Annotated in this window: 16 protein-coding genes and 3 tRNA genes; 12 read left to right on the top strand and 7 right to left on the bottom strand. The window is 65.7% G+C overall.

Annotated features, from left to right (window positions below; genetic code table 11):
* The first annotated feature begins 192 nt into the window (after window positions 1-192).
* The 5 genes from ACX12D_RS12310 to ACX12D_RS12290 all read left to right on the top strand — a co-directional run bounded on the left by ACX12D_RS12310 (window position 193) and on the right by ACX12D_RS12290 (window position 6,983).
* On the top strand, window positions 193-2,073 hold the full coding sequence (locus ACX12D_RS12310; RefSeq protein WP_459371324.1) for an extracellular solute-binding protein: 1,881 nt from the start codon (window positions 193-195) through the stop codon (window positions 2,071-2,073).
* Window positions 2,074-2,091: 18 nt separating this feature from the next.
* Window positions 2,092-3,144 (top strand): microcin C ABC transporter permease YejB, encoded by a 1,053-nt coding sequence (locus ACX12D_RS12305; protein ID WP_150983328.1) that lies wholly within the window; start codon window positions 2,092-2,094, stop codon window positions 3,142-3,144.
* The gene (locus ACX12D_RS12300; RefSeq protein ID WP_441636892.1) at window positions 3,141-4,268 is read left to right on the top strand and encodes an ABC transporter permease; all 1,128 of its coding nucleotides are present in this window, start codon (window positions 3,141-3,143) and stop codon (window positions 4,266-4,268) included. Before ACX12D_RS12305 ends, ACX12D_RS12300 begins: the two co-directional genes overlap by 4 nt.
* A 101-nt stretch (window positions 4,269-4,369) precedes the next feature.
* Complete coding sequence (locus tag ACX12D_RS12295) at window positions 4,370-6,010, top strand: ABC transporter ATP-binding protein (RefSeq protein WP_459374008.1); 1,641 nt, start codon at window positions 4,370-4,372, stop codon at window positions 6,008-6,010.
* A 286-nt stretch (window positions 6,011-6,296) separates the two neighbouring features.
* Window positions 6,297-6,983 carry a C40 family peptidase gene (locus ACX12D_RS12290; protein WP_150983330.1) on the top strand — a complete coding sequence of 229 codons (687 nt, stop codon included), beginning with the start codon at window positions 6,297-6,299 and terminating at the stop codon, window positions 6,981-6,983.
* Between the two features lie 80 nt (window positions 6,984-7,063).
* Here the strand turns inward: ACX12D_RS12290 and ACX12D_RS12285 are convergent, their stop codons facing one another.
* Window positions 7,064-8,014 carry a patatin-like phospholipase family protein gene (locus ACX12D_RS12285; RefSeq protein WP_459371323.1) on the bottom strand — a complete coding sequence of 317 codons (951 nt, stop codon included), beginning with the start codon at window positions 8,012-8,014 and terminating at the stop codon, window positions 7,064-7,066.
* Window positions 8,015-8,262: 248 nt separating this feature from the next.
* On the opposite strand from ACX12D_RS12285, the gene gltX reads away from it, so the two are divergent.
* From gltX to ACX12D_RS12265, 4 genes are all read left to right on the top strand, one after another.
* On the top strand, window positions 8,263-9,669 hold the full coding sequence (gene gltX / locus ACX12D_RS12280) for a glutamate--tRNA ligase (RefSeq protein ID WP_459371322.1): 1,407 nt from the start codon (window positions 8,263-8,265) through the stop codon (window positions 9,667-9,669).
* Window positions 9,670-9,949: 280 nt separating this feature from the next.
* Window positions 9,950-10,025 (top strand) — tRNA-Ala (locus ACX12D_RS12275).
* Window positions 10,026-10,134: 109 nt separating this feature from the next.
* Window positions 10,135-10,210, top strand: a tRNA-Glu gene (locus tag ACX12D_RS12270).
* A 68-nt stretch (window positions 10,211-10,278) separates the two neighbouring features.
* Window positions 10,279-10,355 (top strand) — tRNA-Asp (locus ACX12D_RS12265).
* 250 nt (window positions 10,356-10,605) lie between these two features.
* Here the strand turns inward: ACX12D_RS12265 and ACX12D_RS12260 are convergent.
* The 6 genes from ACX12D_RS12260 to trxA form a co-directional block, all read right to left on the bottom strand.
* Window positions 10,606-11,958: an MATE family efflux transporter gene (locus tag ACX12D_RS12260; RefSeq protein ID WP_459371321.1), complete on the bottom strand. Its 1,353-nt coding sequence runs from the start codon at window positions 11,956-11,958 to the stop codon at window positions 10,606-10,608.
* 24 nt (window positions 11,959-11,982) lie between these two features.
* Entirely contained in the window at window positions 11,983-13,770 is a 1,788-nt protein-coding gene (locus ACX12D_RS12255; protein WP_441636882.1) for an ArnT family glycosyltransferase, read from the bottom strand.
* A 186-nt stretch (window positions 13,771-13,956) separates the two neighbouring features.
* Entirely contained in the window at window positions 13,957-14,220 is a 264-nt protein-coding gene (locus ACX12D_RS12250; protein ID WP_006157720.1) for a type B 50S ribosomal protein L31, read from the bottom strand.
* A 243-nt stretch (window positions 14,221-14,463) separates the two neighbouring features.
* On the bottom strand, window positions 14,464-15,318 hold the full coding sequence (locus ACX12D_RS12245) for a M90 family metallopeptidase (RefSeq protein ID WP_459371320.1): 855 nt from the start codon (window positions 15,316-15,318) through the stop codon (window positions 14,464-14,466).
* 104 nt (window positions 15,319-15,422) lie between these two features.
* Window positions 15,423-16,685, bottom strand: coding sequence for a transcription termination factor Rho (rho, locus tag ACX12D_RS12240; RefSeq protein WP_043347534.1), 1,263 nt, complete (start codon window positions 16,683-16,685; stop codon window positions 15,423-15,425).
* Window positions 16,686-16,873: 188 nt separating this feature from the next.
* Entirely contained in the window at window positions 16,874-17,200 is a 327-nt protein-coding gene (gene trxA / locus ACX12D_RS12235) for a thioredoxin TrxA (RefSeq protein WP_010814265.1), read from the bottom strand.
* A 531-nt stretch (window positions 17,201-17,731) separates the two neighbouring features.
* Here trxA and ACX12D_RS12230 point away from each other — a divergent pair.
* From ACX12D_RS12230 to ACX12D_RS12220, 3 genes are all read left to right on the top strand, one after another.
* Window positions 17,732-17,998: a hypothetical protein gene (locus ACX12D_RS12230; RefSeq protein WP_006157724.1), complete on the top strand. Its 267-nt coding sequence runs from the start codon at window positions 17,732-17,734 to the stop codon at window positions 17,996-17,998.
* A 126-nt stretch (window positions 17,999-18,124) separates the two neighbouring features.
* On the top strand, window positions 18,125-21,055 hold the full coding sequence (locus ACX12D_RS12225; protein ID WP_459371317.1) for a PD-(D/E)XK nuclease family protein: 2,931 nt from the start codon (window positions 18,125-18,127) through the stop codon (window positions 21,053-21,055).
* Complete coding sequence (locus tag ACX12D_RS12220) at window positions 21,052-24,669, top strand: UvrD-helicase domain-containing protein (RefSeq protein ID WP_459371316.1); 3,618 nt, start codon at window positions 21,052-21,054, stop codon at window positions 24,667-24,669. Before ACX12D_RS12225 ends, ACX12D_RS12220 begins: the two co-directional genes overlap by 4 nt.
* Window positions 24,670-24,751: the final 82 nt, after the last annotated feature.

Raw genomic sequence — 24,751 nt, 5'->3', positions numbered from 1 at the left:
TGGCGTCCGGGTTGCGGCGCGCACTGCGGGCGGCTGCTTTTCAGCAGGCTGACGACCGGCAAAACAGCGGTGCCGCGTACTGGAATGTCCGGATGGCTGGATGCCAGCCGAACCCATGTAAAATTGTCTCATAACTTGACCGCGCCGCCGAAGGCTGCGGACGATCCGATTCAGGTGGAGGACCCAAACCGGATGCATATTCGCGCACGTAGACCGCTTCAGGCGGCATGGCAGCGCTTCCGCACAGTTGCGGCGCTGGGCTGTGGATTAATAGCCCTGTGTACCGCGGGTTTTCCCTTGTCAGCCGGAGCCGCCCATGGCTTCGCACAGTATGGTGGCCTCAAGTATCCCGCCGATTTCACCCATTTCGACTACGCCAACCCGGACGCGCCGCGCGGCGGCACGCTGACGCTCGCCAACCCGGACCGCCGCACCAGCTTCGACAAGTTCAACCCGTTCACGCTCAAGGGTACCTCCGCCCCGGGCGTGAACGCGCTGATGTTCGAGTCGCTGTTGATTGCCAGCAGCGATGAAACCGCCAGCGCCTATGGCTTGCTGGCGGATGACGTGACCGTGGCGCCGGACGAACTGTCCGTTACCTTCCACATCCGGCCGCAGGCGCGTTTCAGCAATGGCGATCCGGTGCTGGCCGGCGACGTCAAGCACTCCTACGACATGCTGATGAGCAAGGCATCCAGCCCTGGCTACCGCAGCATGTGCACCGACGTGAAGGCCGTCACGGTGGTGGATTCGCGCACGGTACGGTTCGATTTCAGGCAGCGCAACATCGAACTGCCGCTGATCGTTGGCTCCTTGCCGGTGTTCTCCAAGAAGTGGACCGCCACGGTGTCGTTTGACAAGCTGACCTTCGAGGATCCGGTGGCCAGCGGGCCTTACCTGATCGAGCGCTACGATGCCGGGCGCGGCATCACCTTCAAGCGCGACCCGTCGTACTGGGGCAAAGACCTGGCGGTGCGCCGCGGCACCTTCAACTTCGACCGGGTGGTCTATCGCCTGTACAAGGACGAGACCGCCAAGCTCGAAGCCTTCAAGGCTGGCGAGTTCGATGCCATCGTCGAGTACAAGGCCAAGAGCTGGGCCAAGAGCTACGAGGGCAAGCGCTTTTCCAATGGCGAACTGCTCAAGACCGATTTTCCGCACCGCAACGGAGCCGGCATGCAAGGCTTCGTCATGAACATGCGCAAGCCGATGTTCCAGGACGTGCGGGTGCGGCAGGCCCTGATCCTGGCGCTGGATTTCGAGTGGCTCAATCGCCAGCTGTTCTATGGCGCGTATCGCCGCCTCGATAGCTGGTTTTCCAACAGCGAGCTGGCCGCCAGCGCCACGTTCGACGGCCGGCCCGGCCCCGGCGAGCTGGAACTGCTGGAGCCGCTGCGCGCGCAACTGGCGCCCGAGGTGTTTGGCCCCATCGTGTCGATGCCCACAACCAATCCGCCGCGTTCGCTGCGCGACAACCTGCGCGATGCGCGCCGATTGCTGGCACAAGCTGGCTGGACCTACGCGGATGGTGCACTGCGCAATGCCAAGGGCGAGCCTTTTGTCTTTGAGTTCCTGGACGACGGCGGGGCCATGAGCCGCGTCATCACCACCTACGTGCGCAACCTGGAAAAGCTGGGGATCGAGGTGAACCAGCGCACCACCGATTTCGCGCTGTACCAGAAGCGGCTGGAAGACTTCGACTTCGACATGGTATCGATCCGTTTCCCCGATTCGCAGAGCCCGGGCAACGAGCTGCGCGACCGCTTCAACAGCGAGGCGGCTGGCACGCCCGGCTCCGACAATCTGTTTGGCCTGAAATCGCCGGCGATCGACCACTTGGTGGACAATGTCCTGCACGCCCATACTCGCGAAGAACTGGTCAATGCCGGGCGCGCGCTGGACCGCGTGCTGATGCACGGCTACTACATCGTGCCCAACTGGTATAGCGCGTCGCATCGGGTGGCATACCGGAAAGAGCTGGTCTATCCGCAGCGCCTGCCGTACTACTACACGGCGGAAGGCTGGATCCTGAGCAACTGGTGGCGTGCCGACACCAAGCCGGCCGCACAATAAGCGCGACAAGGAAACAAGATGCTCGCCTATCTGCTCAAGCGCGTACTGTTGATGATCCCGACACTGCTCGGCGTCATCACCCTGACCTTCGCGGTGATCCAGTTCGTTCCGGGAGGGCCGGTCGAACAAATGATGCTGGAGCTCAAGGGACGGGGTGGCGGTGGCGGGGAGGCCAGCGGCGGCGGCGCGGAGTATCGCGGCCGGCGCGGCGTGGACCCCGACAAGATCAAGGAGATCCAGGCGCTGTATGGCTTCGACAAGCCGCCGCTGGAGCGCTATTTCATGATGCTCAAGCGCTTCGCCCAGTTTGACCTGGGGCAGAGCTATTTCCAGCACCGCAGCGTGTGGGAGCTGGTGAAGTCGAAGATGCCGGTCTCGGTCAGCCTGGGGCTTTGGACCTTTTTTCTGACCTACCTGATATCGGTGCCGCTCGGCATATCCAAGGCGATCCGGGCGGGCAGCCGCTTCGATGTCGTGACCAGCATGGTGGTGCTGGTGGGCTATGCCATTCCCGGCTTCGTGCTGGGCGTATTGCTGCTGGTGCTGTTCGGAGGCGGTACCTTCGTGCAGTGGTTCCCCTTGCGCGGCCTCACATCGGATAACTGGGACCAGCTCACGCTGATGGGCAAGGTGATGGATTACCTGTGGCACCTCGTGCTGCCGATCACCGCCTCGGTGGTGGGCAGCTTCGCGGTCGTCACCATGCTGACCAAGAACGCGTTCCTAGAAGAGATCCGCAAGCAGTACGTCCTGACCGCCCGCGCCAAGGGGCTGGCGGAGCGGCGCGTGCTCTGGAAACACGTCTTCCGTAACGCGCTGATTCCGCTTGTGACCGGTTTCCCGGCGGCCTTCATCGGTGCTTTCTTCACCGGCTCGCTGCTGATCGAAACCCTGTTTTCGCTCGACGGGCTTGGCCTGCTGTCCTACGAGGCGGTGCTGCGGCGGGATTATCCTGTCGTGCTGGGCACGCTCTACCTGTTCACCTTGATCGGCCTGGTGACGCGGCTGATCTCCGACGTTTGCTATGTGATGGTCGACCCGCGCATCCACTTCGAGGCGGTGCACCGATGAAATTCAGCTCGCGCACGCTCCCCAACGGGCTGCCGCATTCCCTGTCACCGCGCCAGCGCGCCTGGCAGCGCTTTCGCCGCAATCGCCTGGGCTACTGGAGCCTGATCCTCTTCGTTGCCATCTTCCTGCTGAGCATGGTCGCCGAGACCCTGTCCAGCGACCGGCCGCTGGTGGTGAAGTACAAGGGCGAGTGGTATTTCCCCATCGTCAAGACCTACGCCGAGAGCACCTTCGACGGGGACTTTCCCACCAAGGCTGACTATCTCGATCCGTTTATCCACGACCGCATCACCAGCAACGGCAATTTCGCCATCTTCCCGCCCAACCGGTACTCATACGATTCGATCAACTACTTCTCCAAGGAGCCGAACCCGGCGCCGCCTTCTGCGGAGAACTGGCTGGGTACCGATGACCGCGGGCGCGATGTGCTGGCGCGGCTGCTCTATGGGTTCCGCGTCTCGGTGCTGTTCAGCCTGGCGCTGACGTTGATCGGCGTGGTGATCGGCACCTTGACGGGCGCGCTGATGGGTTTCTTCGGCGGGCGCTTCGATCTGATCTCGCAGCGCGCCATCGAAATCTGGAGTTCGATGCCCGAGCTCTACCTGCTGATCATCTTTGCGTCCATCTTCACGCCGAGCCTGGCGCTGCTGATCATCCTGCTTTCGCTGTTCGGCTGGATGGGTTTGTCCGACTACGTGCGCGCCGAGTTCTATCGCAACCGCTCGCTCGACTACGTCAAGGCGGCGCGGGCGCTGGGACTGTCCAATGTACAGATCATGTGGCGCCATATCCTGCCCAACAGCCTGACACCAGTCATCACCTTCCTGCCATTTCGCATGAGCGCAGCCATCCTGGCCCTGACCAGTCTCGACTTCCTCGGCCTTGGCGTGCCACCCACCACGCCAAGCCTGGGCGAGCTGCTGGCGCAAGGCAAGGCTAACCTCGACGCCTGGTGGATTTCCTTGTCGACCTTTGCCGTACTCGTGGTGACGCTGCTGCTGCTGACGTTCATGGGCGACGCGCTGCGCGACGCCTTCGATACGCGCCTGGGCCTGGCCCAGCTGCGCGGCCGTGTTGAGCCGAAGGCGCCAGAGGGTTCTCCCGCGGCCGAGGCGGTGTCATGAGCGCAATGCAACAAGCCACACAGGCTGCACGGGCCACGCAAGCCAGCGCCAACGACCCGACGCAACCCGTGCAAGCCAAGGGGGATGCCGGCGGCCCGTTGATGTGCATCGAACGCTTGTCGGTCACCTTCGGCCATGGCGAGGGTGCCACCCGGGCGGTGCGCGATGTCAGCTTCGACCTGCGCGCCGGCGAGCGCTTCGCGCTGGTGGGCGAGTCAGGCTCGGGCAAGACTGTCACGGCGCTGGCCATGCTGCGCCTGGTGGACGACGCGCGCTACCAGGGCTCGGTGCGCTTCGAGGGGCGCGACCTGCTCAAGGTGTCGGAGCGCGAGATGCGCGGCATCCGCGGCGCCGACATCGCCATGATCTTCCAGGAGCCGATGACCGCGCTCAATCCGCTCTACACGATTGGCAACCAGATCGTGGAGACGCTGGCGCTGCATGAGGGCCTGGACCGGCGCGCGGCGCGCGAGCGTGCCATCGCGTTGCTCGAGCGCACGGGCATCAGCGACGCCACGCACCGTTTCGACAGCTTTCCCCACCAGCTTTCGGGCGGCCAGCGCCAGCGCGCCATGATCGCCATGGCGCTTGCCTGCCGGCCCAAGCTGCTGCTGGCCGACGAGCCCACCACGGCGCTGGACGTCACCATCCGGGTCCAGATCCTGGAGTTGCTGCGCGACCTGCAGGCGGAGTTCGGCATGGCCGTGATGCTGATCACGCACGACCTCAACCTGGTGCGGGCCTTCGCCCAGCGAGTGGGGGTGATGGAGAAGGGCGTGCTGGTCGAGGTTGGCGAGACTGCCGCGGTCTTCGCAGCGCCCCAGCATCCTTACACCCGCAAGCTGATCGACAGCCGGCCGCGGCGCGAGGTGATTCCGCTGGTCCCGTTAGCCCCCGTGTTGCTGGAGGCGCGCGGCTTGTGCGTGAACTATGCGCGCAAGCGCCGGGGCCTGGCCGGATGGTTTGGCCGCGACCAGTTTGCCGCCGTCAAGGACGTGAATTTCGCGCTGCGCGAGGGCGAGACCATCGGCATCGTGGGCGAGTCGGGCTCTGGCAAGACCACGTTGGCCCATGCGGTGCTGAACCTGCAGCGCCGCGGCGCCGGGGATATCCAGTTCCTGGGCAAGAGCCTGGACGAGGTCTCCCGGCGCGAGCGCAGCACCTTGCGCTCGCGCTTGCAGGTGGTGTTTCAGGATCCGTTCGGCTCGTTGTCGCCGCGCATGACCATCGAGCAGATCGTGGGGGAGGGCCTGGCCCTGCACCAGCCCGGCTTGTCGCGCGATGCCATGCGCCAGCGCGTCACCGAGGCGCTGCGAGAGGTAGGCATGGACCGCACCGCCTTGGGGCGGTATCCGCACGAGTTTTCCGGCGGCCAGCGCCAGCGCGTTGCCATCGCGCGCGTGCTGATCCTCAAGCCGCAGGTGCTGGTGCTCGACGAACCCACCTCGGCGCTCGACGTATCCATCCAGCAGCAGGTGCTGGCGCTCCTGACGCAATTGCAGCGCAAGTACAACCTGAGCTATCTCTTCATCAGCCACGATCTCGCCGTGATCCGCGCCATGGCGCACCGCGTCATCGTGATGAAGTCCGGCGAGGTGGTCGAGGCAGGGGATACCGAGGCCGTCCTGGGTGCTCCGCAGCACGCATACACCCGCAAGCTGATGATCGCGGCCGAAATTGGTGCGAGCGACCCGACGCCGCCACAAATTGGTGCAGCCGAGCTCAGGGTGTCACCCGATTGACCTGCGGTTGACATAATCAAACCGAGAAAGCATCTGCGACTTTCGTCGTATAGCCTTGATTGCAAAGCGTTTTATTTGAATTTTGTAACGAACTTTGACATGTGGATGACAACCTTATACCATCCGGCGAGAACTATTTTCGGGGGTGGTTCGCGCGTCGCTTATGCGTGTGGCGAGTGGTTTGCATCACTTGGTCCGCTTTTTGCGTGCGAGTCATCCCATTGATTTCAAGCCCGCCCGGTGCGTTTTCCCGGGTCCGGTCAAGAACGATTCATCAGGAGAACCAATGCAGCGAATGCTTCATTCCCTGGCGCGCGGCGCCGTAGGAATTGCCATTGCCTGCGGTGCCACTCTATCGAATGGAGTGCTGGCTGATACGGTGTTCAAGGATCCCGACGCCCGCATCGATGCACGTACCGAACTGAGTGCGGACCCACATCCGGAAGGCAAGCGCGGCTTGCTCTCTTCGGTCATGAATTCCACCAGCCATGTGGCCAGCAAGGCCGGCGACCTGGTCATGAATGCCCTCGGGCTGATTGGCGTGCGCTACCGCTTCGGTGGCAACAGCCCCGAATCGGGCCTGGACTGCAGCGGCTTCGTTCGCTACGTGTTCAATGACACCTTTGGCTTCGTGCTGCCGCGCCGCTCGGTCGAGATGAGCCAGGTTGGCACCACCGTGGCATCCAACGACCTGCGCCCCGGTGACCTGGTGTTCTTCAACACCATGCGCCACACCTTCTCGCATGTTGGCATCTATATTGGCGACAACAAGTTCGTGCACGCACCGTCCACCGGCAGCAAGATCCGCGTCGACGACATGCGCGCCTCGTATTGGGTGACGCGCTATAACGGTGCGCGCCGTATCGACGACGCGCCGCAGGACAGCGGCAGCGCCAACAACCTTGGCAATATGGTCGAAACCCTGAAGCGTTTCGATCCCAACGCAGTCAACCGCCCGCTCTACGGCGGCTGACCGGCTCGCGGACGCGGTCCGCGCTGTCAAGAAAAAAAGGACTGCGACGCAGTCCTTTTTTCGTTGGTGCCGCCCGCTCCTTACTGCGCGGCTACCGTTCCGGCGGGCCGCGGCCGTGCCTGGGCGAGCTTGTCGCGCAGGCTCGCCATCACGGCAGCGGCGGCTTGCTCGCCGGCCAGGATGGCGCGGTTGCGCGAGTTGAAGTCGCTGCCGCCCATGTCCGGCAGATCGGGGCGGATCACCACATCGGCTCGCGCCAGTGCCATCTTGCTGATCGACTGCCCCATGATGGCCGTGGTCTGCAGCAATACCCCGCTCTGGCCATTGCTTTTCTGGCTGGAAGGCTCGGCGGAGATATTCACGGCGATCACGAAGTCCGCGCCCATGGTGCGCGCGGAGTCCACCGGCACGGGCTCGACCAGGCCGCCGTCCACATAGTCGTGTCCCTGGATCGAGACCGGCTGGAACACTCCCGGCACGCTACTCGACGCGCGCACCGCCTGGCCCGTGTTGCCGCGCCGGAACAGGATGCCCTGGCCGGTCTTGAGATCGGTGGCAACAATGCCCAGCGGCAGCTTCATGGACTCGATGGGGCGATTGGCGATCAGCTTGTTCACATAGTTCTGCAGCGCCTCGCCCTTGAGCCAGCCGCCGAAACGGGTGCCGAAGGGCAGGGCCCAGTCGGCGATGGCGGCTTCGTCCATCGTCAGCGCCAGCTTGTTGAGCTGGAAGCCGCTCATGCCCGAGGCGTAGAGCGCTGCGACCACCGCACCCGCGCTGGTGCCGGTGACGAGGTCCGGGTGGATGCCCTGCGCCTCCAGCGCCTTGATCACGCCGATATGGGCAAAGCCGCGCGCGGCGCCGCCGCCAAGCGCGAGGCCAATCCTGATGGGGCGAGATGGCGCCACGGGCACCAGGGACGGCACGGCCGGTGTTTCCGGTGTGGCGGCGAGGGTGCCCGGCTTGGGGCCAAAGGAGCAGGCGGCCAGCAGTGCTGCCGCGCCGGCGCCAAGGAAGTTGCGTCGTTGCATGGATAACCAGGGGATGAGAAGTGGCGTATTCGGCGTGGCCAGCACCACGACGGCAGGAATGTGCCGTTCGCGCTGGCCACGCGTCCCACGCGACAGCATTCAGACCGGGCAGAGCATAAATGATTCCGCGCGGCCGGGCATCCTGGCGCCGGGCGGGGCGGGATACAGCGCCCTGCTTGCTATAATGCGGCGATCCTACACCCCGGCCTGCGCGCATTCGTGCGCGGGCTTTTTTGTTTCATTCCTCTATGACACAACAACGCGTCCGCACCCGCTTCGCGCCGAGCCCGACCGGCTTCATTCACCTCGGCAATATCCGCTCCGCGCTCTACCCCTGGGCCTTTGCGCGCCGCATGAAGGGCGATTTCATCCTGCGCATCGAGGACACGGACGTCGAGCGTTCTTCGCAGGAATCGGTGGACGTGATCCTGGAAGGCATGGCCTGGCTCGATCTCGATATCGACGAAGGCCCGTTCTACCAGATGGAGCGCATGGACCGCTATCGCGAGGTGGTCAAGCAGATGCTGGACAGCGAGCTGGCCTATCCCTGCTACATGAGCACCGAAGAGCTGGACGCTCTGCGCGACGCGCAGCGCGAGCGCGGCGAGAAGCCGCGTTACAACGGGTTCTGGCGTCCCGAGCCGGGCAAGGTCCTGCCGGTGCCGCCGGCCGGTGTGCAGCCGGTGATCCGCTTCAAGAACCCGATTGGCGGCAGCGTGGTCTGGGACGATGCGGTCAAGGGCCGGATCGAAATCTCCAACGAGGAACTGGACGACCTGGTGATCGCGCGCCCGGACGGCACGCCGACCTATAACTTCTGCGTGGTGATCGACGATCTCGACATGCGCATCACCCACGTGATCCGCGGCGACGACCACGTCAACAACACCCCGCGCCAGATCAACATTATCCGTGCGCTGGGCGGCGTTGCCCCCGTGTACGCCCACCTGCCGACGGTGCTCAACGAGCAGGGCGAGAAGATGAGCAAGCGCCATGGCGCCATGCCCGTGACCGGCTACCGCGACGAAGGCTATCTGCCCGAGGCCGTCCTCAACTACTTGGCCCGCCTGGGCTGGGCGCACGGCGATGCCGAGATCTTTTCGCGCGAGCAGTTCGTGGAGTGGTTCGACCTGGAGCACCTGGGCAAGTCCCCGGCGCAGTACAACCCGGAAAAGCTGGCCTGGCTGAACAACCACTACATCAAGGTGGGCGACAATGCGCGCCTGGCCGGGTTGACCCAGCCGTTCATCGAGGCGCTGGGCGGCAAGGTGGAGGGCGCAAGCCTGGAGGGCGTCATCGGGCTGGTGAAGGACCGTGCCAATACCCTGAAGGACGTGGCTCAGGCCGCGCTGCTGTTCTACCGCGGCGAGCCGCAGCCGGATCCGGCGCTCAAGGCAGAACACCTGAACGCCGACATCCTGCCGGCACTGCAGGCCCTGGCCACGCGGCTGGCGGCACTCACCGAGTGGAAGCGCGAGGAGATCAGCGCGGCCTTCAAGGCGGTGCTGGCCGAGTTTGGCCTGAAGATGCCCAAGCTGGCCATGCCGGTCCGCCTGCTGGTGGCGGGGCAGTTGCAGACGCCTGCCATCGATGCCGTGCTGGAGTTGTTTGGGCGCGATACGGTACTGCGCCGCATCCAGGCCGGGCTTGCTTGAAATATTTTGCAGAAATTCCTGGCAGGGGCTTGCGCTCCTGCCAGGAATTCAGCATAATCTTGTTCTCCCTGCAGCGCGGACAAAAACCAAGCGGGCATAACGGATGGAAGCGATAAGAAGTAATCCCGCAGTAATGTGGATCGCAGAAAAAAGTTAAAAAAAGGGGTTGCAAAAAAGCAAGGTTGTTTATATAATCTTGTCTTCGCTGAAACGAAGAAACAAACGCGAAACGCTGCGAAAGCAGCGGTGGTAAAAGAAGTAGGCGGTAACGTAGTACCATGGGGCTATAGCTCAGCTGGGAGAGCGCTTGCATGGCATGCAAGAGGTCAGCGGTTCGATCCCGCTTAGCTCCACCAAAATGCCGGAGGTTCGAGTGTAGTAAGTCGAAACTTCCAGGGTGCTGTGAAAATCTGGTTTTTGAGATATTCACGGTGTCCGACGGAATAAGTCGAAAGACAAGTTTCTGTCCCCATCGTCTAGAGGCCTAGGACATCACCCTTTCACGGTGAGTACAGGGGTTCGAATCCCCTTGGGGACGCCAAATAACGAACGTAACCAAACGTTCGGTTTGTCGTCGAAAGCATCGCTGTCGGTGGCAAGTAAGAGTATGGAGTGGTAGTTCAGTTGGTTAGAATACCGGCCTGTCACGCCGGGGGTCGCGGGTTCGAGTCCCGTCCACTCCGCCAAAACTAAACCCGCATGGTTATGCCATGCGGGTTTTTTCTTTTGCTGCCCGGCATTCGCTCCGGCAGTTCTTGATAATCCCCGCTATTTGATTCGGCGCGCACACGGTGATGGCGTGGCGGTATTATGCCGGGCCATGCCTGCTAGCCAGGCAGGCATTATCGCGTTGTGGCTGGCGGCGGTCAGCGCTTGTTCGGCTATATGCCCTCGTCGCCGCTGAGATAATCCATCCGCTGCACGTTCCAGGCTTGCTCAGCTTGCACTGCGCCGGCTGATTGTGACGAAGTAGCGCACCAGCAGCGAGCCGGCAATGGCCAGGCTGATGCTGTTGGCCAGCCAGAACCCCGCGGCCCCCCGTGTGAAGGCGGGCAGGGCATCGATCAAGCCAAAGCCCAGCACGTAGCCGCCCCCCAGGCCGACTCCCCAGAGCGACACTGCGTAGATCAAGGTCGGCACCAGTGCGATTTTGTATGCGCGCAGGATGAATGCCGTCATGACCTGGACCGCGTCGAATGCCTGATAGAAGGCGATGAACAACATGAGAGGAAGGGCGGCGCGCACCACTGCCGGATCCTTAGCGTAGGCATGCAGCAGCGGTTCTCGCAGGATCCACAGCAGGCCGCCGACCATGATCGCCAGCACAGCCGCCAGGCAGATGCCGCGCCGGGCAATGCGGCGTGCGCTGTCCTGGTCGCGCGCGCCGATGGACTGTGCTACCAGCGTGGAGGTGGCGATCGCCAGCGACAGCGGCAACATATAAGCCACCGCCCCGAGGTTGGCAATGATCTGGTGGCCAGCCAGCACCACGGTGCCCATGCGCGTGATGAAGATCGACATCAGCGTAAACGACGTGATCTCGATCAGGTAGGTCAGCCCCATCGGCACGCCCAGGCGCAGCAGTGCGCGGATCGGCCGCGCTTGTGGCCACGCCCAGCTGGAAAAGATCTGTAGAGGGCGGTAGGCCGCGTTGCGCCGCAGGATCAGGATGGCGGAGATGCACCAGATCCAGCTGATCAGTGCTGAGGCCAGCGCGCAGCCCGGCCCGCCCATCGGCGCCAGGCCGAAGCCGCCGTCGATGAACCAGGCATTGAGCGGAATCTTTACCACCAGCCCGACGAGCTGCAGTACGGTCACCATGACCGGGCGCGACAAGGCGTTGTTGAGCGCGGAGTAGATGCGAAAGCCCAGTGCGGCTGGCAAGCCAAACGCCTGGATATGCAGGTAGTGCGTTGCCTTCTCGACCAGCTCCGGCGGTGCCTGGGCAAACGCCAGCAGCGGGCCGGGGAACAAGAGCAGCAACATGCCGGGGATGGCCAGCGCCAGTCCCAGCCAGGCAGCCTGCCTGACCTCGCTGCCAATTTCCGCTGCGCGCCCGGCGCCATGGAGCTGACCGGCGATCGGGGCAAGCGCCTGCAGCACGCCCATCAAGCTGATGTAGACCGTGACGTAGATGGACCCGCCCAGCCCCACGGCGGCCAGGTCGATGGCAGAGGCTCGCCCGGCCATGATGGTGTCGATCACGCCAAAGGCGATCACCGCAAGTTGGCCGACCAGGACCGGCGCGGCCAGCACGGAAATGCGGCGGATATCGTGGAACAAGTTCATGCGGGCAGGTGCGGCGCAGCCCCCTCAGGGGTGGCTTGGCAGCCGGCGTCCGGGCAGGCTGGGCCGGGGCGGCGCGGCCCGGGACATATCGACCAGGCGATACATGCGAAAGCGCTCGTCGCGATCGGAGGGGCGCCGCCCTTCCCAGATCAGGCGCCATTCGAAGTGCGAGATGCTGGTGGGCTCGCCGTAGTCGACGGGGTCATGGCGCAGCAGGACGTCGCAGCCGTCCTCCGGGCCGCCAAAGCGGATATGGCCGAAATAGGCAAACGAGGCCAGCTGCGCGTCGCCCATGCGAATCGGCTGCACGCACTTATACGCCGTGGGCAGCGCCATCGAGGCGGCCTGGGCCACGTCGCGATAGGTCTTGCCGTAGTTGATCGATGGCATCCACAGCGTCATGGCCAGCACCCACATCAGCGTGGTGCCAGCGGCCGAGATCACCACCGGGCGCCAGATCTGCTTAGGCGCGCGCGACAGGCGCCAGCGCACGATCAGGACCCAGGCGGCCGTCACCAGCAGCGCATAGATGATCGCGCTGACGGTGAAATCTTGCTGGAAGCCCGGCAGCAGGCGGTAGATATTGGCGGCGATGCGCGGCGGCTGGCCCGTCGTCCTGGCGATCCACATGAACCAGACGAAGCCGCCGAAGATGGTGAAGAAGAGCAGGGCGAACCAGTCGATCGCATTGATGGCGGCGCGCGTGAGCGTTGGCAACCCGAACGCGGCAAGCACGGCCATCGGCGGCAGCAGCAGGATGAACTGCACGTCGCCCGGCGCACGCAGCAGAAACAGCAGCAGCAGCGGCGGCAGCAGCATCGCCAGGGGCAGCGCCACATGCGGCGCACGGCGCATGCCCGACCAGCTCAGCCAGGCCCAGCAGGCAATTGGCCACACCGGCCAGGTAAACAGCAGCAGGTTGCGCGCGATGAAGTTGAGCGCGGCGGCGTTCGGCGCGCCGTAGGTGCGGCGATCGTAGCGCGACCACTCGCGGATAAAGGTCACCGCGTCGTTGTGGTCGGTTGCGCCGAAGTAGGCGGCGGCCATCCAGGCTGCCACCAGCACCAGCGCCAGCGGCACGCTTGCCAGCAGCACGCGCGGCAGGGGCAGGGGCTTGCAGGCCAGGCCGCAGAGGATGACGGAGGCGAGCAAGACCAGCGGGATGACCGGCCCGCTGGACAGGGTCAGCGCGCCCAGGCCGACGCCCAGCCAGATGCCGCCCTGGATTGGCTTGTCCAGGCTGCGCACCATGCCATACAGGCTCATGGCGACAAAGCAAACCTGCCCAACCTGTGGCGTGGTTTCGTGGCCGCGCATGGCCAGGCCCACGCAGGCCAGAAAGATCAGCAGGGCGCCGTCGGCCAGCGTGCGGCCGTAGTCGCGCGCGTTGGGCTGGCCGCCGAAGACATAGGCGAAAGGCTGCACCTCGGCACGCCGGCCGAGCAGGTAGGTCGCGTACCAGATCAGTGCGCAGGTGCCGAAGTAAAAGAGTGCCGTGGCGATACGCGACGCGTCCGGCGCGCCGAGCCAGCCGCCAAACAGGCGGATCATCAGGGCGCCAACCCAGAACACCAGCGGGCCGTCTTCGCCATAAGGGCGGCCCACGATATTGGGCATCAGCCAGTCCTGGGTGCCGCCGGTGGCCAGTTGCCACATCACGCCGAAGCCGGCCGCATCCTCGTTTTTCCACGGATCTCGGCCGAACAGGCCAGCCAGGCCGTAAATGATGCAGATGGCCAGCAACAGTGCGCGCGGAAGCGTACCGGTGGCGGCTGCGGTCAGGTGGACACGGGAAGTCTTGGCTGCGCTCATTGATTGGTGGGTCTTGGGGGCCGCCGGGGCGGGGCGCTCCCGGTTAGCTGCATCCGGGGGCGCCGGTTGGCGCCGATCGCGCGGAGGCTGCAAAAGCAAAGAGGCAGCCGATGCTGCCTCTTTGCTTGGGTGCGCGGCGCCGGAGCATTTTGTCCGAGGCCATGCAGCGAGCGGGCTCGCGGCGAATTACTTCGCGGTGAGCTTGTTCAGCTTGCTGCCGAACTTCTGACGGAACTTCTCGACGCGGCCGGCCGTGTCCATGATCTTCTGGGTGCCGGTGTAGAACGGGTGCGATTCCGACGACACTTCGATCTTGGCCAGCGGGTATTCCTTGCCGTCGCGGGTGATGGTGTCGCGCGTCTGGATGGTCGAGCGGGTCACAAAGCTGAAGTCGTTCGACACGTCGAGGAATACGACTTCGCGATAATTCGGGTGAATGCCTTCTTTCATGGTGTTTCCTTTCAGGTTGGGTAGCCAGTCCGTTGTTTGCCGTGCTGCTGCTGCTGCCTTTGCCAAAAGCGCTAAAAAAAGCACCAGAAGCTGGATGCGCTGATTGCACTGGCAGCGTTGCGGCGAACGAACCACTTGCCGATAACGGACAATCCGGGATTATCGCAGAAAAACAAAAAGCTGGGCAAGTTTTGAGTGCGCGATGCGCACGGCGGCCGGGGGCGCCGAGAGGTTGATCTTCAATCACATCGAGGCTGGATCCTGGCGATAGAACGCCGCGAGCGAATCATAGAGGGCCGGCCAGTGCCTGCGCAGGCCGGCCGGCTCGACAAAGAAGGTTTCCGAGGCCACCGCGAAGAACTCGCTGGGCGCTTCACAGCCATATGGGTCGATCACCCGCAGCGCCGGCGGCAGCCGTTCCGGATGGTCCCAGGCATGGTCGGACTGCTGCTCGCACGCATCCGCGAAGCGGTCGTACTCGGTGAGGAAGGTCTCGGCCCACTGCTCGCGGTCGATGCCCGGATGGAGCACGCGTGAGAAGGGCGGCACGCCGTCCGGCTCGCCGTCGAGCATGTCGAGCTTGTGGGCGAACTCGTGGATGACCACGTTGTAGGTGTCGTCGGGGTGGTGGGCATGGCGCGCATTCAGTCCGGCGCCGGGCGCCTGCACATCGGGCCAGGAGAGGATGACCGGCCCGTGTTCCCACGCTTCACCACTGGCTTCCTCAACCACGCCATGCACCAGCCCGATGTCATCCTCGACGGTACGGCGGATGACGAATTCGCCGGGGTAGAGCACGATGCCGCGCCAGCCGCGATACCACTCGATGCCCAGCTTGAGAATGGGCACGCAGGCTTGCAGCGCGACGCTCGTCACCATCTCGTCGGTGAGCGGCAGGTCGTGCGCGGTGGAGTATTCCTTTTCGGCGATGAACAATGTGGCGAGCTCGCGCAAGGCGGCGAGATCGGCGGCGCCATAACGCTGCACGAACGGCAGCTTGGCCACCGTGTGCGTCCACAGCGCGTCGGGAATCGCGTAGTGTTCGAGTTTGCGCACGCGCGAGCGCGCGCGCAGGAAGTGGCTCAGTCGGCCGAACATGGGACTCCTGCAGGCACAGGGCGGAAACGCAGAAGGGCGCGCCGAGGCGCGCCCTTCCAGTGCAGTGCCAACGCGCGAACCGCGGCGCGCGGCATAGCGAACGATCAGCCGCCTCTGCGCATCATATCGAAAAACTCGGCGTTGTTCTTGGTCGCCTTCATCTTGTCGAGAATGAATTCCATGGCCTGCACTTCGTCCATGTCCGAGATGAACTTGCGCAGCACCCAGACCTTTTGCAGGATCTCGGGCTTGATCAGCAGTTCTTCGCGGCGGGTGCCGGACTTGTTCAGGTTGATCGACGGATAGACGCGCTTTTCCGCCAGGCGGCGTTCCAGGTGCACTTCCATGTTGCCGGTGCCCTTGAACTCTTCGTAGATCACGTCGTCCATGCGGCTGCCGGTTTCGATCAGCGCGGTGGCGATGATGGTCAGCGAGCCGCCTTCTTCCAGGTTACGCGCAGCGCCGAAGAAGCGCTTGGGGCGTTGCAGCGCGTTGGCGTCCACACCACCAGTCAGCACCTTGCCCGAGGCCGGCACCACCGTGTTATAGGCACGTGCCAGGCGGGTGATCGAGTCCAGCAGGATCACCACGTCACGCTTGAGCTCGACAAGGCGCTTGGCCTTTTCGATCACCATTTCAGCGACCTGCACGTGGCGGATGGCAGGTTCGTCGAAGGTCGACGCCACCACTTCGCCGCGCACCGAGCGCATCATTTCGGTCACTTCTTCCGGGCGTTCGTCGATCAGCAGCACGAACAGGTCCGCTTCCGGATGGTTGTTCGCAATCGCGTGGGCGATGTGCTGCAGCATCACGGTCTTGCCGGACTTGGGCGAAGACACCAGCAGGGCGCGCTGGCCACGGCCGATCGGCGCGATCATGTCGATGATTCGGCCGGTGATGTTTTCCTCGGCGCGGATTTCGCGCTCCAGCGTCAGCGGCCGGTTCGGGTGCAGCGGCGTCAGGTTCTCGAACATGATGCGGTTCTTGACCGCTTCAGGCGCTTGACCGTTGACCTTGTCCACCTTCACCAGTGCGAAATAGCGCTCGCCGTCCTTGGGGGTCCGTACTTCGCCCTCGATCGTGTCGCCGGTATGCAGGTTGAAGCGGCGGATCTGCGAAGGGCTGATGTAGATGTCGTCCGTGCTTGCCAGGTAGGAGGTCTCGGGCGAGCGCAGGAAGCCGAAGCCGTCCGGCAGGACTTCCAGGGTGCCGTCACCAAAGATGATTTCGCCCAGCTTGGCGCGCTTCTTCAGGATGGCAAACATCAGCTCCTGTTTGCGCATCCGTTGTGCGTTGTCGATCTCGAGGGTCGCGGCCATTTCGAGAAGCGCAGACACGTGAAGCGATTTGAGTTCTGTCAGGTGCATAGACGAGGGGTACAGAGGCGCCCGGACGGGCTGGACCTAAAGGAGGGGGAGGAAATGAGCGAACGCTCGGGGAAGTTGTTGATGCCATCTTAGCACAATCCGGACGGTGCGCCAGGGAAGGCGCACGCACGTCGGATTGTGGCTACACCGGGGGCACGCCTGATGGCGCCGCGCCCCGGGCCGGCATATTACAGATTGCCGTCGAGGAATGCGGTCAGTTGCGACTTGGACAGCGCGCCGACCTTTTGCGCGGCAACCGCGCCATTCTTGAACAGGATCAGCGTGGGGATGCCGCGAATGCCGAACTTGGCCGGCACTTGCTGGTTCTCATCGACGTTGATCTTTGCGATTTGCAGCTTGTCGCCGTAGTCCTTGGCCACTTCGTCCAGGATCGGGGCGATCATCTTGCAGGGACCGCACCATTCTGCCCAGAAGTCGAGCAGGACAGGCTTGTCGGACTGGAGCACGTCTGCGTCGAAGGAGGCGTCGCTCACATACTTGATTTGTTCACTCATGGCGGAAAACCTCTGGTTTCGCTCTGTTTAATTTGAAGGCGGGATTTGCCGAACCGCTACATTACACGAGTTTGCGCATACCTGTAGGCAGGCGCTTTACCCGGTGCGGGCTTGTCCCGAGCGACGGGACAGCCACGATTGGCGGGATGCTGCTCATATGTTACCAGTTGATGGGAATTCAATACCCTGCCCATCAGCCTCACGGTGCGCTGCCGTACGCGGTGATGAAACCCGGCCGATACGGCAGCGTGTAGCGCCATTCTGCCCGCGAAGCCAAGCCTGGTGGGATGATTGTATTAATCGGCGCAAGAGCTTTTATCAATCGGGAGCCGCGCCGAAGCTCGTCGCCAGGCGCCCGGTATGTGATTTATGAGTAACGCCGTCACGGCTTTGATACGCGGGGCGAGTGCCTTGCGCAAACGCAATCCCATGCGATGCAAAGGTCGCGCGGCGCCCCCGGGCGCGTAGAATAGAATCATGCGCCCGGCCTCGGCCCGGCGCCTTCCCGCGCAACAGACAAGGCTACAGACCATGACGCCAGACACCCCTTCCAAGCCGGATCCGCAGCAACCCCCCGAAGTGGAACACTTGAGCGACGCGCTGGATCACATCAATGCCGCTGTCGAGCAAGAGAGCATTGCCGGCGGCGCGGCCAAGGGCCTCCTTTACAGTGTCATCGAGACCCTGGGTGCGCTGGTGGGCGACCCCGACCTGCCAGAGCACGCACGCTCCGGCTACCAGGGCCTGCTGGAGACCGCGCGCGAAATCCGCTCGCGCCTCGAGGCCGGCAGCCACTGAAGGCGCTCCGGGCTCTCCGGTTATTTCCGCGTTTTTCGCGCATCCCGTGCGCGATGCCCGGGTGTGCGCGCTGACCGCCGCGCGCCTTCTCGCCATGGCATCCGATCCGGCCGTTACTCTCGCTTCATGACCTCGCTGCAATTTCGTCCCGGCCCCGACTTCCTGCCGCAGGCCGCCGCCGCGGCCTGGTATTTCCTCGACCATTGCGGGGAGCAGCAAGCCGCCGCGCATGTGGTGGTGCCCACCGCCGCGCAGATCCCCGGTGTGCGCCAGGCGCTGGATGCCGCCGCGCGCGCGGCCGGCAAGCCGCGGCTGCTGCCGCGGGTGGTCACCATTGGCCACTGGCTGCTCGACCTGCCGCCCGACCCGATGCCGGTGCGCAGCCATGCTGCGCGGCTGCTGGCCGTGCAGCAGGCCATCCGTGCGCAGGACTGGCTGCGGCGCGCATTTGGTGCGCAGACCGAGGCTGCGGCATGGGGGCTGGCGCAGACGCTGCTCGCCATCAGCGACGAACTGAGCGCGCGCTGGCTCGACGACGATGCCATCCGCGATGAAGACGTCGACGGGGACGATCGCGCGGCCCTGCTGCAGGGCGCGCTGGAGCGGACCTACGCGCATCTGTCTTCCCGTTTCCTCGGTGAGGAAGCCCGCATCGTGATGGCATTCTGGCAAGCCCTGTCCGGCCCGGACGATCCGATGCCCGCGCGCCGCCGCACGCTGCACCGGCTGGCCCAGCACCTGGACGGGCCGGTCATCTGGCTCGGGCCGACGCCGCCCCAGCCGATCGAGGAAGCATTCCTGCGGCAGGCCGCCGAGCTCGTGCCGGTGATCCGCATCGGCTATGACTGGACCGCGCAGCTAGCGCAGGCGCAGAGCAGCGCGCTCGATGCCGATCTGGGCGATGAGGACGGGGAGCTCGGCTGGTACGGCACCTTGCTGGCACTGTGGCCAGAGGCACGGCTGCCTGGCGCGAACGAAGCGGCCGCGCGCCGCGCGCCACGCAGCCTGCCGGCCGAGCGCCCGCGCGTGCGCGTGATCGGCAGCGCGCGCTTCGAGGACGAAGCCGGCGCTGCCGCCGAGCAACTGGTGCAGTGGCTCAACGAAGGCCGCCGCCACGTGGCGCTGGTGGCGCACGATCGCGTAGTAGCGCGGCGCGCGCGCGCGTTGCTGGCACGGGCCGGCGCGCCGGTGCGCGACGAAACCGGCTGGAAGCTCTCGACCACGCGAGCCGCGGCTGCGCTGATGCGATGGTTCGACCTGCTCAACCAGGACGGCGATACCTCGGCCCTGCTCGATCTGCTAAAGAGCCCGTTCTGCCTGCCTGGCTTTGCGCTACGGGGGGAGGCCATTGCCGCGCTGGAGCGGCAGATCCGGCGCGATGGCATCATTGGTGGCTGGCGCCGCTTGCAGCAGCGCTTCCGTCCTGACACGGCTGGCCAGGCCAGCGGCGATAGCAATGCCGCCGACGCCGCACAAGATGACGCTACGCAAGACGACGCCCGCCGCGTCGCCCGGCAGGCCGCTTGCGAGCTGGTGCAGCACCTTGCGGCCGAAGCCGGCGCCTGGCCGCGCGGCAACGCGCAGCACCCGGTCTCGACCTGGCTGGAACGCCTCGATGCCACGCTGGAGGTGCTCGGCATGCGCGAGGCGTTGTCGGCCGACGATGCGGGCACGCAATTGCTCGACGCGCTGGCGCGCCTTGCCGATCTGCCGCAGGACGAGACAGGTGCGGGCGCCACGCTCAATCTCGGCGAATTCCGCTCCATGCTGTCAGCCTTGCTGGAGTCGGTGGCCTACAAGGAGCCCTCGGCCAGCGGCGCCGCGCGCATCACCATCCTGCCGCTTAACGGCGCGCGCATGCGCCGCTTCGACGGGGTCGTGGTGGTGGGGTGCGACGACACGCAGCTTCCCTCCAGTGCGGCCGAGCTGATGTTTTTTTCCAACCAGATGCGGCGCGAGCTCGCACTGGAAGACCGCGAGGTGCGCTTTGCCCAGCAGGCACGCGACCTGGCCGAGGTCCTGCTGAACAACGACGACGTGGTGCTCACCTGGCAGCGCCTTGGCGCGCGTGGCGAGCCCAAGCATGTGTCGGGCTGGATCGAGCGGCTCAGCGCGCTGTGCTCGCGCGCGGGCGCGCCGATCGAGGCGAGCGCGCTGCCGGTGCTGCACGAGACCTTCGCCGAAGCCGGCGGCATGCCCGCGCCGGCGGCATCTGAGCTGGTGCCTGCGCGCTGGAGCGCGCAGGCGTACAACATGCTGCGCCGCTGTCCCTACCAGTTCTTTGCCGGCCGCATGCTCGGGCTGGCGGGGCTGGAAGTCGTCAGCGACGACCTGGAAAAACGCGACATCGGCGAGCTGCTGCACCGCGTGCTGCTGCGCTACCACCGCGAAGCGTCGCAGGAGGGCTTGCGCCGTGAAGACGCTCGCCTGGCGCGCCTGCGCGAGATTTCCGATCACGAGTTCGGCGCGCTGATGAAGGAAGACGGCAACGCCATCGGCTACTACCGCCGCTGGTGCGAAGTGCTGCCGTCCTACGTGGCATGGCAGGCGGAGCGCGAGGCGCAGGGCTGGTTCTGGGACGATGGCGAGCTCGACGCCACTGTCGACCTGCCTATGCCCGACGGCCAGCCGCTGCGCGTCAATGGCCGCATCGACCGGCTCGATCGCGCGCGCGACGGCAGCCGTGCGGTGCTCGATTACAAGACCCAGACCGTGCTGCGCTTGAAGCGCAAGGTCGGGGACGTGGAAGAGGATTGCCAGTTGCCGTTTTATGGATTGCTGCGCGCCGACGTCGCCGCCGGCAGCTGGGTGGCGCTCGAAGGCGCGAAGGACGGGCCGCCGGCGCCCCAGCGCGAAGTGAGCCTGCCTGACTTCGACGCCGCAGTGGCGTGGCTCGAACAACAACTGCGCAGCGACGTGATGCGCCTGCGCCAGGACGCGCCGCTGCCGGCCTTCGGGGACGCCAGCGCATGCACCTACTGCACCGCCCGCGGCCTGTGCCGCAAGGGCTTCTGGGAAAGCACGGCGTTGCCGCCGGGGATCGGGGGCCGCGCATGAGCATCCACGCCTATCTGCGCGATGGCCAGCCGGTGGCCGAGGCCGAGTTCACGCGCGCGGCCTGCGACCCCGCCAGCTCCGTGGTGGTCGAGGCTTGCGCGGGCAGCGGCAAGACCTGGCTGCTGGTGGCGCGCCTGCTGCGCCTGCTGCTGGCCGGCGCGGCGCCGCACGAGATCCTCGCCATCACCTTCACGCGCAAGGCCGCGGAGGAAATGCGCGAGCGCTTGCTGGAAGTGCTGGCACAGCTCGCGCGCGACGATGACGACGCGGTGATCGCCGCGCTCACGCAGCGCGGGCTGTCGTCCGATGCCGCACGCGCCGCGCTGCCGCGCGCGCGCGGCTTGCATGCACAAGTGCTGGCCGCGCCCGGGCGCATGGCCATCGATACCTTCCACGGCTGGTTTGGCACGCTGCTGCGCGGCGCGCCGCTGGCGTCGGGCATCGTGCCGGGCGCCACGCTGCGCGAAGACGCGCTGCGCATGAAGCGCGAGGCCTGGGCGCCGTTCTGGCAGGCCCTGGCCACGCCGCCGTATGCCAACCTGCGCGTCGCCTTCGAGCGGCTGGTGGATGCCATCGGCGAGTTCCAGGCGCGAGCCTTGCTCGACGCCATGTTCCACGCGCGCAGCGAGTGGTTTGCGTTCCGCGAAAGCGCCGATCCCGCCGAGATGCTCGCCGCGGACCTGGGCGAGGATGCCCAGGTCGACGTGCTGCTGGAAGTGCTGGCCGATGACGGCTGGCTTGACGCTTGCCAGGGCATGGCGTCGCAGCTGGGCCGGGGCGGCAAGACCGAGCAGGCTCACGCTACGCGCCTGGCCGATGCGATCCTGGCGATCCGCGCTTGGCGCGAGGCGGGCGCCGAAGGGGGCGAGCCCGCGGAGCGCACCTTCGCGATATTGCGCGACGCGTTTTTCACCGCCGCCGGCAAGCCGCGTTCGCTACGCGCCACCACGGCGCTGACCAAGGCGCTCGGTGGTGAGGCGATGGTCGATGCGTTCCTCGCCGAGCACAGCGACATGTGCGCCGCGCTGGAGCAGATCGCGCAACGCCGCTGCGAGGCCGCAGTGCTGGCGGTCAACCTGGCGCTGTACGAGCTGGGCGACGCGCTGCTGACGCGCTACCAGCACCACAAGTCCGAGCAGCGCGCGATGGACTTCGCCGACCTCGAGTGGCTGGCCGCGCGGCTGATGCGCGACGAAGAGACCGCGACCTACCTGCAGGTCCGGCTCGATGCGCGCTACCGGCACCTGTTGCTCGACGAGTTCCAGGACACCAACCCGCTGCAATGGCGCATCCTGCAAGGCTGGCTGGCCGGCTACGCAGGCCTGGGTGAGCGGCCCACGGTATTCCTGGTGGGCGACCCCAAGCAATCGATCTATCGCTTCCGCCGCGCCGATGCGCGCCTGTTCCAGACCGCCGGCGAGATGCTGCAGTCGGGTTTCGGCGCCACCGTGCTGCGGACCAATCGCACCCGCCGTAACCGCCCGGAAGTGCTCGATTGGGTCAACGCGGTGTTCGACACCGCGCGCGCCGATGGGCGCTATCCGCTGTTCGAGACGCAGACGACCGCGCTGGACGAGCCCGGCGGCCCGGTGTGGCTGTTGCCGCTGGTCGAGCCCGAGGCGGAGCCGGCACCGCAGGACGACGCGGCTGGCGATGACGATGAGGCCGCGCGGGACTCCGCCACGCACCGCGATACGCTGACGCAGCCGCGCCAGCACGAAGGCGATTCGCTGCGGCTCGAAGAGGGCCGGCGCGTGGCGGCCTGGCTAAAGCATGTCCGCGCCACTGTACCGGTTGCCGACAGCAATGGCCCGCGGCCCGCGCGCTGGAGCGATGTGCACTTGCTGGTGCGCCGCAAGACCCATCTGGCGGAGTACGAACGCGCCTTCCGCGAGGCTGGCATTCCCTGCCTGAGCCCGCGCCGCGGCGGTTTGCTGGCCACGCTGGAAGCGCTCGACCTGTCCGCGCTGCTGGCGTTCCTGATGACGCCGGAGTCTGACCTGGACCTGGCCCATGTACTCAAGAGCCCGCTGGTGGGCGCGACCGACGAGGACCTGATCGCCATCGCGCAGATGGCCCAGGCGGGTGAGGCGCGGCCAGGCTGGTGGGCCTGCCTGCGGGAGCAGGGGCTGCCCGAGTTCGGCAGCCCGGCACTGCGCGATGGTGTCGCGCGCCTGCGCCACTGGCTGGAGGTGGCGCCGCATCGGCCGGTGCATGACCTGATCGACCACATCTACCATGGCGGCGAAGTGCGCCGGCGCTACGCCGAGGCCGCGCCGGCCGAGATCCGCGACCAGGTACTGGCCAACCTCGATGCCTTCCTCAAGCTCTCGCTCGACCTCGATGGCGGGCGCTACCCGAGCCTGCCCAAGTTTATTGACGAGTTACAGGAAATCCGGCGCGGCGAAGAAGGCGAAAGCCCGGATGAAGGCGGCATGGCCGATAGCGCCGAAGACGCCGAAGGCGAAGCCGATGCCGACGACGCCACCGACAATGCGCAGGACGCGGTCCACATTCTCACCGTGCATGCCGCCAAGGGGCTGGAGGCCCCGTTCGTCGTGCTGCTGGACGCCAACCACAGCGACGCCGCCGCGGACCGGGCCGGCATCCTGATCGACTGGCCGCCGTCCTCGGACGTGCCGGTGCATTTTTCCGCCTATGGCAAGCGCAGCACGCGTGGGCTCGCTCGCGCGCCGTTGTTCGAGGCTGAGGCCGCCTTGGCGGAGCGCGAGAACTGGAACCTGCTCTATGTGGCGATGACGCGTGCGCGCCAGGGGTTGCTGGTGAGCGGCGTCAAGGGGCGCGCATCGCGCAGTGCCGATGGCGCCGAGGGCAACCGCGAGATCGCCGGTAGCTGGTATGCGCGGCTGCTTGCGGCCGGCGTCGGCGTGGAAGTCGAGCCCTTTCCGGCGGCCACCGCGCAGGACGTGGCGGATGCCGCCGCCAGCAATGATGCACGCGTGCGCTTTACCGATTTTCGCCAGCGTTACCGTGAAGCGGCCGAGAGCCTGGCACCGGTGCTGGCGTGGGAAGACGAGGAAGCGGAGCAGGGTGCTGTCCCCGGTGAGGATGGCGGCCATACCATCGTGTTCGATGCCGACGCGGCGCGCCACGGCGAGCTGCTGCATGCGCTGCTGGAACGCGTGACACGCTATCCGGAGGCGTTCGAGGGCTTGCCCACGCCCGAGGTGGTGATGCGCTGGTTCCCGCTGGCGGGCGCCGGCACGGCGCAGGCGCCCGCGCTGTGGCGGGACCAGGCGCATGCCGCGGTCGAAGGCGCGCGGCTGATGCTGGAAGCGCCGGCATTGCGGCCGTTGCTGTTCCCGCAGGCCGCGCTCAGCGCCCGCAACGAGGTCGAGCTTTACGACGCGCGCGGCCGCCTGCTGCGGATCGACCGCCTGGTGGAGTTTGCCGATCGGGTGGTGATCATCGATTACAAGCTGCGCCTGCTGCCGCAGGAGCACGCGGCCTACGCGCAGCAGCTCGCGGGCTATGTGGCAGCGGTCAGGCCCATGTTCCCCGGGCGGCGGGTCGAGGCCGGCGTGGCCACGGCCGACGGGGAGTGGATTGCGGCGGATGCGCTGCAAACGTCGCGCCAGGGCGCGCTGTTCTAAGCGGGTCCTGGGTCATGAAAAGCGGGAGGGCATTGCGCGGATGCGGATTCGGCGAGGCCCTGCCGAACACCATGCTATCGGC

This window comes from Cupriavidus sp. PET2-C1 (genome assembly GCF_054515855.1).
Note: the sequence above shows the minus strand (reverse complement) of the source record. Positions and strands in the feature narration are given on the sequence as shown.

What these genes read in the sequence shown, in the direction of transcription:
- ACX12D_RS12310 (WP_459371324.1), top strand. Translation starts at nt 193, where the DNA reads ATGCATATTCGCGCACGTAGACCGCTTCAGGCGGCATGGCAGCGCTTC.
- ACX12D_RS12305 (WP_150983328.1), top strand. Translation starts at nt 2,092, where the DNA reads ATGCTCGCCTATCTGCTCAAGCGCGTACTGTTGATGATCCCGACACTG.
- ACX12D_RS12300 (WP_441636892.1), top strand. Translation starts at nt 3,141, where the DNA reads ATGAAATTCAGCTCGCGCACGCTCCCCAACGGGCTGCCGCATTCCCTG.
- ACX12D_RS12295 (WP_459374008.1), top strand. Translation starts at nt 4,370, where the DNA reads ATGTGCATCGAACGCTTGTCGGTCACCTTCGGCCATGGCGAGGGTGCC.
- ACX12D_RS12290 (WP_150983330.1), top strand. Translation starts at nt 6,297, where the DNA reads ATGCAGCGAATGCTTCATTCCCTGGCGCGCGGCGCCGTAGGAATTGCC.
- ACX12D_RS12285 (WP_459371323.1), bottom strand. Translation starts at nt 8,014, where the DNA reads ATGCAACGACGCAACTTCCTTGGCGCCGGCGCGGCAGCACTGCTGGCC.
- gltX (WP_459371322.1), top strand. Translation starts at nt 8,263, where the DNA reads ATGACACAACAACGCGTCCGCACCCGCTTCGCGCCGAGCCCGACCGGC.
- ACX12D_RS12260 (WP_459371321.1), bottom strand. Translation starts at nt 11,958, where the DNA reads ATGAACTTGTTCCACGATATCCGCCGCATTTCCGTGCTGGCCGCGCCG.
- ACX12D_RS12255 (WP_441636882.1), bottom strand. Translation starts at nt 13,770, where the DNA reads ATGAGCGCAGCCAAGACTTCCCGTGTCCACCTGACCGCAGCCGCCACC.
- ACX12D_RS12250 (WP_006157720.1), bottom strand. Translation starts at nt 14,220, where the DNA reads ATGAAAGAAGGCATTCACCCGAATTATCGCGAAGTCGTATTCCTCGAC.
- ACX12D_RS12245 (WP_459371320.1), bottom strand. Translation starts at nt 15,318, where the DNA reads ATGTTCGGCCGACTGAGCCACTTCCTGCGCGCGCGCTCGCGCGTGCGC.
- rho (WP_043347534.1), bottom strand. Translation starts at nt 16,685, where the DNA reads ATGCACCTGACAGAACTCAAATCGCTTCACGTGTCTGCGCTTCTCGAA.
- trxA (WP_010814265.1), bottom strand. Translation starts at nt 17,200, where the DNA reads ATGAGTGAACAAATCAAGTATGTGAGCGACGCCTCCTTCGACGCAGAC.
- ACX12D_RS12230 (WP_006157724.1), top strand. Translation starts at nt 17,732, where the DNA reads ATGACGCCAGACACCCCTTCCAAGCCGGATCCGCAGCAACCCCCCGAA.
- ACX12D_RS12225 (WP_459371317.1), top strand. Translation starts at nt 18,125, where the DNA reads ATGACCTCGCTGCAATTTCGTCCCGGCCCCGACTTCCTGCCGCAGGCC.
- ACX12D_RS12220 (WP_459371316.1), top strand. Translation starts at nt 21,052, where the DNA reads ATGAGCATCCACGCCTATCTGCGCGATGGCCAGCCGGTGGCCGAGGCC.